The organism is Paenibacillus sp. FSL P4-0176 (assembly GCF_037975265.1).
Lineage (GTDB): Bacteria > Bacillota > Bacilli > Paenibacillales > Paenibacillaceae > Paenibacillus > Paenibacillus amylolyticus.
The window spans coordinates 1,608,401-1,622,485 of the sequence record NZ_CP150242.1 but is presented as its reverse complement, the minus strand read 5'-3'; the positions used below and the strand labels follow the sequence as shown (position 1 = coordinate 1,622,485).

General features: G+C 47.4%; 12 protein-coding genes and 2 tRNA genes. 4 read left to right on the top strand and 10 right to left on the bottom strand.

What is annotated here, in order from left to right:
* Positions 1-109 precede the first annotated feature (109 nt).
* Positions 110-769, bottom strand: coding sequence for a flavin reductase family protein (locus tag MKY95_RS07200; RefSeq protein WP_051447187.1), 660 nt, complete (start codon positions 767-769; stop codon positions 110-112).
* Between the two features lie 107 nt (positions 770-876).
* On the opposite strand from MKY95_RS07200, the gene MKY95_RS07195 reads away from it, so the two are divergent.
* A complete protein-coding gene (locus MKY95_RS07195; RefSeq protein WP_036610871.1) occupies positions 877-1,575 on the top strand; it encodes a helix-turn-helix domain-containing protein in 699 nt (232 codons plus the stop codon).
* Between the two features lie 221 nt (positions 1,576-1,796).
* On the opposite strand, the gene MKY95_RS07190 is transcribed toward MKY95_RS07195, so the two are convergent.
* The 3 genes from MKY95_RS07190 to MKY95_RS07180 form a co-directional block, all read right to left on the bottom strand.
* Positions 1,797-1,885, bottom strand: a tRNA-Ser gene (locus MKY95_RS07190).
* Positions 1,886-1,891: 6 nt separating this feature from the next.
* Positions 1,892-1,967, bottom strand: a tRNA-Asn gene (locus tag MKY95_RS07185).
* 93 nt (positions 1,968-2,060) lie between these two features.
* Positions 2,061-2,522 carry a SprT family protein gene (locus MKY95_RS07180; RefSeq protein WP_036669054.1) on the bottom strand — a complete coding sequence of 154 codons (462 nt, stop codon included), beginning with the start codon at positions 2,520-2,522 and terminating at the stop codon, positions 2,061-2,063.
* A 119-nt stretch (positions 2,523-2,641) separates the two neighbouring features.
* Between MKY95_RS07180 and MKY95_RS07175 the strand changes: the two genes are divergently transcribed.
* Both MKY95_RS07175 and cmpA read left to right on the top strand, forming a co-directional pair.
* On the top strand, positions 2,642-2,998 hold the full coding sequence (locus MKY95_RS07175; protein WP_047842018.1) for a hypothetical protein: 357 nt from the start codon (positions 2,642-2,644) through the stop codon (positions 2,996-2,998).
* A 182-nt stretch (positions 2,999-3,180) separates the two neighbouring features.
* A complete protein-coding gene (gene cmpA / locus MKY95_RS07170; protein ID WP_017690033.1) occupies positions 3,181-3,324 on the top strand; it encodes a cortex morphogenetic protein CmpA in 144 nt (47 codons plus the stop codon).
* A 180-nt stretch (positions 3,325-3,504) separates the two neighbouring features.
* Here the strand turns inward: cmpA and MKY95_RS07165 are convergent, their stop codons facing one another.
* From MKY95_RS07165 to MKY95_RS07140, 6 genes are all read right to left on the bottom strand, one after another.
* On the bottom strand, positions 3,505-5,727 hold the full coding sequence (locus tag MKY95_RS07165; protein ID WP_339197729.1) for a Tex family protein: 2,223 nt from the start codon (positions 5,725-5,727) through the stop codon (positions 3,505-3,507).
* Positions 5,728-6,190: 463 nt separating this feature from the next.
* Positions 6,191-8,380, bottom strand: coding sequence for an alpha-galactosidase (locus MKY95_RS07160; protein ID WP_339197727.1), 2,190 nt, complete (start codon positions 8,378-8,380; stop codon positions 6,191-6,193).
* Between the two features lie 235 nt (positions 8,381-8,615).
* Positions 8,616-8,966, bottom strand: coding sequence for a type II toxin-antitoxin system PemK/MazF family toxin (locus MKY95_RS07155; protein ID WP_024630714.1), 351 nt, complete (start codon positions 8,964-8,966; stop codon positions 8,616-8,618).
* A 3-nt stretch (positions 8,967-8,969) separates the two neighbouring features.
* Positions 8,970-9,251: a ribbon-helix-helix protein, CopG family gene (locus MKY95_RS07150; RefSeq protein WP_017690037.1), complete on the bottom strand. Its 282-nt coding sequence runs from the start codon at positions 9,249-9,251 to the stop codon at positions 8,970-8,972.
* Positions 9,252-9,511: 260 nt separating this feature from the next.
* On the bottom strand, positions 9,512-10,699 hold the full coding sequence (gene alr / locus MKY95_RS07145) for an alanine racemase (RefSeq protein WP_339197723.1): 1,188 nt from the start codon (positions 10,697-10,699) through the stop codon (positions 9,512-9,514).
* A gap of 394 nt (positions 10,700-11,093) precedes the next feature.
* On the bottom strand, positions 11,094-12,290 hold the full coding sequence (locus MKY95_RS07140; protein WP_076319104.1) for an outer membrane lipoprotein-sorting protein: 1,197 nt from the start codon (positions 12,288-12,290) through the stop codon (positions 11,094-11,096).
* Between the two features lie 248 nt (positions 12,291-12,538).
* Between MKY95_RS07140 and MKY95_RS07135 the strand changes: the two genes are divergently transcribed.
* Positions 12,539-14,032, top strand: coding sequence for a serine hydrolase (locus MKY95_RS07135; protein WP_339197720.1), 1,494 nt, complete (start codon positions 12,539-12,541; stop codon positions 14,030-14,032).
* Positions 14,033-14,085: the final 53 nt, after the last annotated feature.

The window sequence follows — 14,085 nt, the reverse complement described above, 5'->3', positions numbered from 1 at the left end:
TCAGAAAGCTTTTGGGCGAGCGCTTCGCTTTTTCAGGTTTTTTTTCTGTCCTCTCCGTTATCGTGTAAATGATTAATTCATCTTATATAATAAAAAGCCTCCACTCAGGTCAATTCTCTGCCCGGAAATTTTCCCCTTGTCTCTTGCCCAATCCGAAATAATGTCTGAAATTATATATCAGCGGATGCCATTCCTCTGGATTAATTTTGTTCGGTCCAGATATTAGTCTTGTGTGCGCGTGTACCTTCAACGTTTTCACTTCAACAATCGCCATGAACGGTGTATGTTCGGGAATACGTATGTGTTGTACAGCCGCTTCAATCTGGAGCGGACATTCAACTATTTTATCTGGAGCCACCTGAACCGAGCATTCAGATGTCAGTCCAGCTACAGTGAATTTATCAGGACAATATTCATAGCCCATCTTCCTTTTCTCCTCAGGAACCGGGGTAACTCCCGTATAACGACCCAATGCCTCAACCTTTTTCCACATGGTCGCGTCCGGCAGATTAATTACACACTCCGGGTGTCGACTCAGATTTTCATAGGCTTTGCCCTGTGTACCTAGACCGAGAACCAGACAATCCCCCAGTGCCCAAGACGAGGATAATGGTGACAGGTTGGTTGATCCATCCTCATTTAATGTGCTCAGCAGCACTACAGGCGTACCATAATATAAAATACTGGGATTAATCGTCTCATGTTGAATCACTTCTTGACTCGCGGACAACTGCTCTGTAGCGAAGTCCTGTTTCGTTATCTTTTTCATCCTGTACCTCTCCTGTTCCCATTCCAATGCTTTATAAGCTCAATCTGACCCCTATGGGACGATACAACTCGATTGTAATACAGTAATAGTTCAGGTATGATCGAAGTATGAATGTATATCCGAATATTACTGTTATTGCGTCGTTAATCGCTGATCCAAGCCGCGCTATTTTTCTGTCATCCTTACTGGATGGCCGTGCGTTGCCCGCAGGAGAGCTTGCTCATATGGCAAGTGTCACTCCCCAGACGGCAAGCAGCCATCTAGCTAAACTCGTAGAGGGAGGATTACTCGAAGTTGAACAACAAGGGCGCCACCGATACTACCGTCTTGCAAACAAAGAAATTGCTAATCTGATTGAAAGCATGGCCAGTATTGCTCCGCCTGTACAGATCCGCTCTCTCAAACAATCCGATCAGCTTCAACAACTGAGTCATGCACGGACCTGTTATGGTCATCTGGCCGGGAAATTGGGAATCTCACTCTGCGAAGCCTTAGTACAGAAGGGGTATCTTGCAGAGCCCGAAGAGGCACACAGCAAGGATTATCAAGTTACAGAGAAAGGAATACAGTGGTTCACTACGTTTGGAATTAAACTTCAGATGAAGCCAGGATCACGCCGGGCCATCGCTCGCAAATGTCTGGATTGGAGCGAACGCCGTCATCATCTCTCAGGTATGCTTGGGGAACAACTCAGACATCGGTTAGCGGAACTGGACTGGATTCGTCAAAAAACAGGAAGTCGCTCTGTCGAAGTAACGGAAGCAGGCAAGAAAGGTTTATACGAGATGTTGAGCATTTCACTTTAGGCTGAAGCGTACACCAGGGATAAGCAAAGATCAGTAAACGCAAAAAATCCCCTTCACACTGACCGTTAACCGGTCTAATGTGAAGAGGATTTTTTGTCTATCTGGACGGAGAAAGAGGTGTACTCTCACTTCGTTCGAGACTGCGAAGTATTGCTAACGAAGCTTATGCTCCGACGAACCTTTAGGGTTCTCATCCCTTTGCAGAGAAGTTTAATTCAGAACGGAGAGAGAGGGATTCGAACCCTCGCACCGCTTACGCAGTCTAACCCCTTAGCAGAGGGTCCCCTTATAGCCACTTGGGTATCTCTCCAAGAAATGGCTCCCCGAACAGGGCTCGAACCTGTGACAACTCGATTAACAGTCGAGTGCTCTACCAACTGAGCTATCAGGGAAAATTAACTTGAATAAGATTAATCTACCATGATTAATAATCCAAGTCAACATCCCTTCCATCACTTTCTTTAATACATTGAACGAAACGCACATCAGATATTCTGAAGCCCCAGTTTTCCCGCGCAACGGCCACAACGATAACGCTTCGGATCTATTTTCCGCTTGCGCAAATATTCCGTACCACAGCTCTTGCACACCAACTTATAACGATATGGCAACGGCTTTCTGCCTTTACCGTCAGGAAGTGATTGGCAGTAACGCGAACCGCCTACCTTCTGCAATAAAGCCTTGAATTCCGGGTCACGATGCTGATAGCCGCGCCCACGAATATGCAGATGATAGTGACACAGCTCATGCTTGATGATTTTCTCAACCTCATCTCGCCCATAGGCTTCGAGTTGATGCGGATTGATCTCAATCCGGTGACTTTTCAGCATATAACGCCCCCCCGTCGTGGTCAGGCGACTGTTAAACAACGCTTCATGGGTGAACGGCACTCCGAAATGATCCAGTGATACCTGTTCAATCCATTGTTGCAATTCCTCATTTTCCATCGATATCCTCTCCTTGCACCCCCTCGGAGCATTTGTTTTTCCGGTATAATACTTGAATTTTAACCGTTTCGTAGGCTACACTGTCAAGTAGAATGTATGAGGGGAGATTATTACTCGTTATGCCTACAATGCGCTATGTCATCCTGCAGCAGGAACAACACTTGCAGTTCGTGGAAATGCCCGCAGATTACGCCTATCAACTCAGTGCGCTCAACCTGCGCCTGCACAAGGAAATTGATAAACTCACTGCAGCAGATGTCCCTGTCCTGCCTTGGGCGATCGCCGAATGTGACAGCCTCGATCTCCTAAACGAAAATCTTACTATCATCGGTGGCCTTGATTATATCAATGCGCTTGAAGAATCTTTTGCAGTATTACGTGAAAGCCATTATCCCTTGATTTCTCTGCTTACCGAAATCCGAGCTCTTCAGGCCCAATTGGAACAATGGTATGAAGAAGAGATGGAAGCTCTCTAATTCACCACAGTTATCATTTTATAATGATGAGAACGAAAAGCACATTTCCCTGAATTGGGATTTGTGCTTTTTTTTGAGTGAACCAGATTGATTTGCCGGAGGCCTCCACTTATCCCGCACAGTCCAGGCTATTGCCACATATGCTAACGTACAGATGAATTATGCAAGAGGAGGAGATACCCTTGCCTCAATGGCTTTGCAATCAACTGATGCGTGCATTTCACAAAAAGGACAGCCGGCAAATCAAGTTGCTGAACGAATGCTGGTTCTTTTATCGTAACAAACCAGCAAATGGCACACCACGCAGCGCGGAGAACGAACTTTAAGAGGTTGTTCATGAAAGTCTGCATTGGATTACGAAGGATGGCCCTTTGAACACGCACTTTAAGAAAATGCACATATTGCCCACCGTACTTACTAGAGGAATTAGAACGGATAACGGGACTATTACTGTCGACAACAAACAGCCTTCCTGGTTAGGGAAGGCTGTTCTCCAATCCTACTATTTAAGAAGACTGTTGCGCAGAAGCAGGCTTCTTCATCGTCAGGCCGACACGGCCTTTTTTGGTATCCACACTCATAACCCAGACCGTTACATTATCCCCGACAGACACAACGTCCATCGGATGTTTAACATACCCGTTGCTGAGCTGTGAAATATGGACAAGCCCATCACTCTTGATCCCAATATCAACAAAGGCACCAAAATCAATAACGTTCCGAACCGTACCTTGCAGCTCCATGCCTTCCACCAGATCCTCAATTTTCAATACATCTGTACGGAAGATTGGCAACGGCATTTCTTCACGCGGGTCACGCCCCGGACGCTGCAAGCTGTCCAGAATGTCACGCAATGTAGGCACACCTACGTCCAGTTTCACAGCCAATTGTTCTGGCTGTTGCTCTGACAGTAATACCGACAGTTCCTTGCTGCCCAGCTTGTCCAGTGCAACCTGAAGCTCCTTGAACAGCTGATCCACTACCTGGTAAGACTCAGGGTGAATAGGTGTACGGTCCAGCGGGTTCTCTCCCTCACCAATACGCATAAATCCTACGCACTGCTCATAGGTTTTGGCACCCAGACGTGGCACCTTCTGTAGCTGACGGCGGTTCGTAAACCGGCCATTTTCTTCACGGTACTTCACAATGTTTTTGGCAATCGTAGCGTTAACTCCGGCAACATATGACAGCAACGAAGGTGATGCTGTATTCACATCCACACCCACATGGTTAACTGCGGATTCCACGACAGCCTTCAGGCTTTCTTCGAGAATCTTCTGGGATACGTCATGCTGATATTGACCCACGCCAATGGCTTTTGGATCAATCTTAACCAACTCCGCCAGCGGGTCTTGTACCCGGCGAGCAATGGAAGCTGCACTGCGCTCCGCAACATCCAGATCAGGGAATTCTTCCTGGGCCAGCTTGGATGCAGAATATACACTCGCGCCTGCTTCGTTAACAATCAGATACACAAGACTTTCATCACCGTTCTCCTGAATGATCTCGGCAACAAACTGCTCCGTCTCACGTGATCCGGTACCATTACCAATGACGATCAGTCCGATATCATATTGCTTGATCATGCGATGGAATACTTCGGCAGCTTCACGTTTCTTGTTGTGAGGTGGCGTTGGGTAGGTCACAGCCACTTCCAGCAGTTTGCCCGTATCATCTACTACAGCCAGTTTACAACCGGTACGATAGGCCGGATCGACACCCAGCACACGTTTGCCATGAATCGGCGGTTGAAGCAGCAGGTTACGCAGATTGGCCGAGAATACCGATATGGCCTGATTTTCACCTTTTTCCGTAAGTTCTCCACGAACTTCACGCTCGATGGAAGGCGCAATCAGCCGCTTGTATGCATCTTCAATCACATCACGCAGGATATCCTGCACGGCAGAAGCACCACGAATGATCTGTCCTTCCATATGGCGATGGGCCGGTTCTGCCTGTACGTCCAGGCCGACTTTCAGAATACTCTCACGTTCACCGCGATTAATTGCAAGAATACGGTGTGGAGGCATCTTTTTGGCTAGTTCGCGGTAATCATAATAATTCTCGTACACGGACTCCTCTTGAGCATCCTTCGCTTCAGAAGTCAGCATCCCGTGATCCAAGGTGTACCGACGAATCCAGGCACGAATGGCAGCATCGTCTGCGATGTTCTCCGCGAGAATGTCTTTGGCTCCCTGAAGCGCCGACTCCGCATCTTCTACACCCAGTTCAGCATTGATATATTTCGCAGCTTCCTGAAGTGCATCTCCTTGTTTCGGTTGACCCCAGATCCATACCGCAAGGGGTTCAAGACCTTTTTCCTTGGCCACACTGGCACGCGTTTTCCGCTTCTGACGGTAAGGTCGATACAAGTCTTCCACTTCCTGCAGCTTCACAGCTTGCGTAATGGATTGCTTCAGTTCTCCGGTCAGTTTGCCCTGTTCCTCTATAATACGGATGACTTCCAATTTGCGATCCTCAAGATTGCGCAGATAAACAATGCGTTCTTCAATCGATCGCAGCTGGTTCTCATCCAGCTCTCCAGTCATTTCTTTACGGTAGCGGGCGATAAATGGAATCGTATTGCCTTCGTCCAGAAGCTCCGATGTTGTGCGGACCTGCTTCAAGGACAGTGACAGTTCCTTGGCTACCTGTTTGATGATTCGTTCATGGCGTTCTGCCTTTATTGTTTCTTCATTGGGTTCCAGAACCGTTTCCTGTTCAGACAAAATAAATCCCTCTTTCCTTCCTGAATCGTTCGTTACAATCATTTCAGGGCAGCTTTGCTGCTGTAATTACAGTATAGTTGAACCATTTGTTTCTTCCACTCTACCCTATATTATCACAGAATCACGTCCAGATTTCCATCAATCCGCAAGCATACAAGTTCTGACAGAATGATGTCATCTTCCAGCCTTCCCCATTACGTCAAAAAAAGACCGAAAATCGTCATCACGACGCTCCTCGGTCTTTCCTTACTTAAAACTTTAAATACAATAGCAATCTAATAAGTGAAACTGCTCATTTACACGATAACGGAGAGGACAGAAAAAACCTGAAAAAGCGAAGCGTTCGCCTTTATCTCCGGATTTTCCCTTTGAGAAAAGGGAATCAAAAAATCTGGGGATAACAGCGATTGGAAGGTTGTTCTGTCATCGGAGTATGCATGTAAATAAAATGCAGTTCACTTATCTAGACGCGCTCGAACCGGAACATCTCGCTCAGATAGTCTCCTGATGTGCTGCCTACCGGAATACCGCCATACATGAGGGCATCGCCAGTAAAGGTCTCCGATCCGCCTTTCAGACGGTAATCCGCATTAGGGTCCAATCCTTTCAGCTTCAGGCGCTGAAGTGGCGCATTGGGCTCAGAGAGCACACGGAAGTAGAATACAACAGCTTCGCTTCCGTCCGGTGCAATAAACATCCACGCCGTCTCATTGCCTTCAAACGGACTGAGCAAACGGCGGAATGTTCCATATTGAACCGTTCCACGAATCTCCTTGTACAGCTCAACCTGGGCTTTCACGATGTCGTTCTCTTCCTCCGTGAATTTTGTCAGGTCCAGCTCGTACCCGAAGTTGCCCGACATCGCAACATGTCCCCGAATCTCAAGAGAAGTTATCCGGTTGACCTGATGATTCGGTACCGCTGAGATATGCGATCCCATCGAACTTACCGGGTACACAAGACTCGTACCGTATTGAATCCGCAAGCGGGATATGGCATCCGTGTTATCACTTGTCCACGTCTGTGGCATGTAATACAGCATACCTGGATCGAAGCGGCCACCACCACCTGAACAGCTTTCGAACAGAATGTTCGGGAACGCCGAAGTGATTCGTTCCATAACATCATACAGTCCGAGCATGTAACGATGCGCTGTCTCACGCTGTCTATCTGCCGGAAGCAATGCAGAACCCACTTCCGTCATATTGCGGTTCATGTCCCATTTCACATAAGTGATTGGTGCAGAACCAAGTACGTCTGTTAACATGCGCACAATCTCATCACGTACATCCTGACGAGAGAAGTCGAGTACCAGTTGTTGACGTCCTTCTGTCCGGCGACGATCAGGCACATGCAGACACCAGTCTGGGTGCGCACGGTACATCTCACTGTCTGGTGAGATCATCTCTGGTTCAAACCACAAACCGAACTGCATGTCCAGACCTGTTACACGGTTAGCCAGATCATCCAGACCCTGTGGCAATTTGTTCTTATCTACAATCCAGTCGCCCAATGAGGAATTGTCGCTGTCCCGATGTCCAAACCAGCCATCATCCAAGACAAACAACTCAATACCCAGCTTCTGTCCGGCGCGAGCGATCTGCTCAATCTTGTCTGCATTAAATCCAAAGTAGGTTGCTTCCCAGTTATTGACCAGAACCGGACGTTCCGCATTACGGAACTTACCACGCGCAAGACGCTCCCGATACAATTCGTGGTAGGACTGTGACATGCCGTCCAAACCTGCAGCCGAATATACCATAACCGTCTCAGGTGTCTGGAACGCTTCTTGTGGCTCCAGCTTCCAGCTGAACTCGAACGGGTTGATCCCGAGCGATACACGTGTGGTGTGGAACTGATCCACTTCAGCCTGTGCGGTGAAGCTGCCACTATAGACGAGACTGAATCCGTAAACTTCACCTTGGTCTTCATCCGTGCCTGGTGTCATCAGCGCAATAAATGGATTCTGCTGGTGACTGCTTGAACCGCGACGGCTCTCAATCCCTTGCAGGCCTGACGCAAGCGGTCTGCGAACGATATCACGTTCCCGTGTCCATGCACCTGACAATTGCAACAATTCATAATCCGCGTGCGGGAAATCAACAGAAGAACTGAGCGCACGCACCACATTCACTGAGGTAGCGCTCTCATTAACGATACGCATCGAGCGTGTAATTGCATTAAATGCCGTAAAGGCTGTATAAGAAAGCTCGATTTTGATGCCTGCAACGCGGTCTTCCAACTCAATAACCAGCGTCTCTGCTTCTTCATCGGATTCAACATACGTTGCTGGCAGTCCGGTAAGCGCTGTCTTTCCTTTGATCAATCGATGACCTGTATACGTAAACTCCGAAACCGTCGAGCCATTCTCAAGTTCCAGTTGGATAGCCGGATTACGGAAATCACTTGTGCCATACACGGGTAGTTCCACTGCCAATGTATCAAATGAAATCGTACGGTCCTCTGGTACCGGGTTCGGACTGAAAGATGCTCGTTCTGTACGAACATGCAACCAGCTCAGATCGGTGTCGCGTAATTTTTTGCCATAATACAAATGCACCAAATATCCTGAAGGCAGTACCTGAAATACGTAACTGGCCTCACGGGTCTGTAAATGAAATTGAAGTTTCTCTTGATTGATGTAAATGCTCATATGTCTCCTCCACCTCTATATATAGGTCTTTCGGGTAAACGGTTTCTCAGGTTTCATTATAGCGAAAAGATCGCCAATGTTCTACGCTTTCATCAAGCTTTAATCAAAAGAGCGCATAACAGCCCGAAGGTTGTCATACGCTCTTTTGGTTACAGTCTGAATTCAGTGTGTTCCCTTACGGGAACATCCATTGCCAACGGACGGCAGGGCAGCGTACAAGACGCTGGTTGCTGCCTTAAAAATCGATTAAACCAAGGCTGATCTGTAAGGCTTCGTTGACCAATTTCATGGTCTCCTCGTCCAGATGGGTAATCTTGTCAGTCAGCCTCTGTTTATCAATCGTCCGTATTTGTTCGAGCAAAATAACCGAGTCCCGGTCAAAGCCGTGTGCCGCCGCATCAATTTCAACATGCGTTGGCAGCTTTGCCTTCTGGATTTGGGCGGTGATAGCCGCCACAATACAAGTTGGACTGAACCGGTTGCCGATATCATTCTGGATCACCAGAACCGGCCTGACTCCACCTTGCTCGGAACCGACAACGGGAGAAAGATCCGCAAAAAAAACGTCACCACGTTTTACGATCAATGTCTACACCCCGCTAACTAAGCGGTCCAGAGTGCTGTCCGCATCTTCCTCCGCATGAAAGGCTTCGGATGCCATGGTCAGATTAATTTTTGCCATCTCCATGTACCCTCGCTGCATCGTTTCACGGATGTAACGTTTCTTACGCTCCGTTAAATACAGCTTCATAGCCTGCCTAATCAATTCGCTGCGGTTGGAATTCTCCAGCGCTACGATGCCATCCACTTCCTGCAAAAGATAATCAGGTAAACTGATCATGATCCGCTTGGTGTTCTGCAAGTTGGCCACCTTTCTTCCACCCCCACAAACCTTTCGCCATTGTGAACCAGTATTACGTTTTTCCAGAACTTTTATACAAAGGAATATATATGCCCCGAGTATATCAAGTATGCTGTACTCCATTATAAACACGGGGAACAATATTCGTACAGACCAAACATCTCAATTCAGGAATTAAATCCTTACCGTCATACATAATTCGAGATGCTCCGACAGTTTTCCTTCTGTTCTGAAAAAAAGTTTATTGGGAATGACGTCCAGTTTACCTGTCAGGATGTCAAAAGTGGATTGATTCTGGCGACTGCTGCTCCCCCGCGGGTATATACCCGCGGAATGCGGTGTGCCATCATGCAGATCACTTCATAAGCAATCGTACCGAGCTGGGATGCCACCTCGTCTGCGGTTATTACGCCACCAGACTGATGACCGATGAGGACAACCTCTTCGCCGACTTGAATTTCTTCCGCCTCTTCCGCGAAAGATTGTAACGACACCATACACTGATCCATGCAGATTGTACCGACGACAGGGACGCGGCGGCCGCGTACAAGCACTTGTGCTTTACCTGTTAGCATTCTGGAGAATCCGTCTGCATATCCGAGCGGCAGTGTCGCTATTCGTTCGTACCCTTGCGTAAAATAACGGGTTCCGTAACTGATCCCCCAATGGGGTGGCAGTGTTTTGACCAGAACCGCTTTTGTCTTCAGCGTCAATACCGGGGACAGCTTCACCACCTGATGATTCACTTCAGCCGAAGGATACAGTCCGTACAGGCTTATTCCCACACGTACCATGTCATAGGACAATTCCGGTGTATCAATGGCAGCAGCGCTGTTCGCCGTATGTATAATCGGGATGGAACATCCCTGATCCCTGAGCGCATGAACCACGCTTTGGAACCGTCTATACTGCTCCAGTGTATAGGTTTTGTCTTCTTCATCTGCTCTGGCAAAATGGGTAAACATACCTTCCAGCATCACCTGATTGAGCGAAGCTACTTCCTGAATGAAAGCCAATGCCTCATCGCCAGGCAACAGACCTAATCGGCCCATGCCGCTGTCGATTTTAATATGAACCTTCAGTTGGTTAGCGAATGTGCTCGCATCCAGATGTCGAATGGCGTCAAGCACTTCCCTGCTGAACAATGTGACGGTCACATCATGTTGCCATGCAACAGCGATTCCTTCAGGCGGCGTATATCCCAGTACCAGGATTGGAATCGTAATCCCATGTTGTCGCAGTTCTAGAGCTTCGTCAAGAAAAGCCACACTTAAGTAATCCACACCCACTCGTTCCAGTTCCCTAGCCGTCTCCACCGCTCCATGTCCATAGGCATTGGCCTTCACACAGGCGAGGAATTTCATGCCCTGAGGCAATGCCTCGCGGAAAGCTTCTACGTTAGTACACAAATGATCCAAATTGATCTCCGCTTGGGTCGGCCGATATTGTCCTTGCACGTTAAGTCACCTTCTCTAATCATCTTAATCCGGCTCACGTCAGACTCCATCGTAATGCTCCAGCATGTGACTGTCAAATGAACCGAAGTTTCGCATCCAAAAACAGATGTAAGGTGCGCCTTTTGAAGAACAAATGCGAACACAGAAGAAGACCGATAAGCGAGATTAGCAGGGCAAAATCCCACTTTTCACCCAAGCAAAATCTGCTTATATCGATTATTTACCCGGTTCCCTCTGCGTAGAAGCGCATTTTGCTTTATTGAGTGTATCGGGTAAGAAAAACAGCGCTAAATGAATACCTTTCTTACATCAAAGCAAAGCACCGGAGAACAGGTCTCCGATGCTTCTTAGCATTCCTTATGTTTATGCTACTATTCGTTCATTTGTTCAAAAATCATTTGCCTGACTCTTCCTGCATCGATGTTGCAATGCGTACCATTTCGTTCTGAGGCAGGTCGGCACTGGTGATCCGATATTCTATGCCATCTGTCATCCATGTCAGAGTCTTCAATGCATCTCCGCTGATCATCCCCAGTGTGAATCCAAGATCTACTACACTGGATGGAGCAAGTGATACAGCTCGATCCTGTGGTCTGGCTTCGAATATCGTGTAATTATACGTTCCTTCATAACGAAGCATAACCGAATAGTCTCCCGCTTCTTCCAGAATCTGATCGTCCTTGAGCTGCACGCCTTCCGGCGCATAGGTCGGCTGAATCACGCCGAAGCTGTCTGCCCCTTCCGGTTCTGCAAGTGTCGGCTCTTCGCCTTCCTGACCTGTCGCAGCACCTTCTGTACCTTGCTGCTCTGTGTCACCACCTACACCCGACTGTCCATCAGTAACGGCTCCATCAGGTTCAGGCGCAGTCTGAGGATTGGCAGGTTCTTTACCGCCCTCACCTGTTTGCTCCGCAGGAGTTACACCAGAATCCGTTCCTGTTTGGCCGCCCTCTTTTGTAGCTGCTGTCATGTTACGTTGCATGTCAAAGGCGTCTTTCTCAAATGCAGCACCAAATTTGAAGGAATCAAACTTCACATCCACGACCACATTGGCATTGGAGTCGGATACCTCAACCTGTTTCGGTGCGTAATCACTTTTGTTCAGCCAGATCTTCTGTCTGACGAGTGCATGTGTATTATAATTGGCAGCTACATCAAAAACATAGCTCTCCTTCTCATCCGCAAACTGACGGGTTGTATCCCCCGTAATGCTCCGAATCAATGTTTCATAGAGATATACCTGTCCTTGGTTATCTGGCCAGTTGCTCTGAAAACGGAAGCTTTTGTTCTGGCTCGGTGTCAAAACAAACACGCCTTCATCGTTACGCAGTACAATCTGTGTTACATCCTTTTTTGCATTCGTTAACGCAATACGATAATAGGAAGGCTTCTGATGCCATACCTCGACCTTGTACTGCTGCGGCGTATCTCCGGTATGCAGCGTCATCACGCCTGCCCCCTGGTAACTTTCCATCTCTCCTACGACTTCGTTCAGATCTTTGACCACAGCTGCCGCATCCTTCTTCCCGCAGGCGGCAAGTAAGGCCGATAAGACCAATACCATGGCAAGCATCCATGATATTCGGCGCATGACATCATCCCCTTTAGCACATGTTTTCACTTCAGGATTGTGCTTGCAGCAGAACCCCTACTTGATTAGTACATGTTATGAGGGACTTGTTCGATATATGCGGACTAGTTTGACAAGCAATCGGTGAAGTCCGTTAATACGGCATTGCTACGCAAAATCAGTCTCAGGGAGGATGTTAACTTTATCCAGAAAAGGCATAGTGAATTGTAGGAGATTATTCTTTTTATTGAATATTAGGAGGAAAAGGTATGACGACAACAAAGCTTAGCACATCACTGGAAGGACTGGATGAATTCATCGACGAGCAGCTTCAATTATGGAATGGTGTCGGCACAGCGGTGGCGGTGGTCCATAAGGATGAAGTCGTCTGGCAAAAAGGCTACGGTTATCGTGACCTGGAGTCCAAACTTGAAGTTACCCCTAATACGTTGTTTGCCATCGGTTCAAGTACCAAAGCCTTTACCGCAGCAACTGCTGCTCTGCTTGTGGATCAGGGGATACTGGACTGGGATACCCCTGTGAAGTCGTATATGAAAGACTTCCAGATGTTTGATCCGGTCGCAACAGAACGTATAACTATTCGCGACATGCTGTGTCATCGTTCGGGTCTTCCAAGGCATGAGTTGGTATGGTACAACTCCCCGCGTACAAGAGAAGAACTTGTTCGAACATTACAGTATCTGGAGCCAAATCAGGATTTCCGAAACAAATGGCAGTATCAGAACCTGATGTACATGACGGCAGGTTATCTGGTTGGACAGCTCGATGAAACTTCGTGGGAGCAGATGGTTCAGAAGACTCTATTTAATCCGCTGGGTATGAACTCAAGTCTGTTCTCTGTTGAAAAAATGCAACTTCAGCCTGACTATGCTTACCCTTATATGGAGAAGGATGGTCAGAATACGAGAATACCTTTTCGAGCCATTGATGCCATAGGACCTGCTGGTTCCATTAACAGCAATCTAATCGATATGATTGCATGGCTTCAATTCCAGTTGCATCAAGGTCAATGGGAAGGAACGTCATTGATATCTAAGGAACAGATGAAGATTATGCATAGTCCTCAGATGCCCAGTGATTCGCCGTTTATAAGCCAAGAACTGCCTATGAGTACATATGGTCTGGGTTGGATGATTGAGCCTTATCGTGGACATGCCATGATTCATCATGGTGGGGCTATTGATGGCTTTGCATCACAAGTTGCCTTTTTGCCAGAGGAGCAGATTGGAATCGTGGTTCTGAGTAATACCAACGGAAGTATAATTCCCTATACGGTTGCTTTTCATATCATGGACCGACTGCTTGGATTAGAGCCCGTCAATTGGAGTTTCAAATTGAGAAAATTAATGGGGAAAGAATCAACAGAAACGGAGGCTAATCCGGAGAATCCTCTGGAAGTGCCTATTCAAGCAGACACTGCCGTTGAGGAAAATATTGAAGAACCTCACATCATACCTTGTGATCGCCCTTACACCGCTTATGCGGGTATTTACACGCATCCTGGTTATGGCGAGATGTCGATTCAAGAGACAACGGACGGGTTGCAAGCAACCTTTAACGCCATTGAAATGCCCATGGAATACACCGGGAAAGATACGTTTTCCGTCGAATTTGTGTTATTCGGTCTGAAGATCACGTATACGTTTACCCTCAATGAATCTTCAGAAGTTGCTCAATCCATCTCCATTCCTTTGTTGCTTGAACCGGGTACAAAGCCTATTGAATTCATCAGGGTTTCGTAAATGATCTGAACCTATATAAATTGAACTAATGAATATATTTACACTGGTCACTC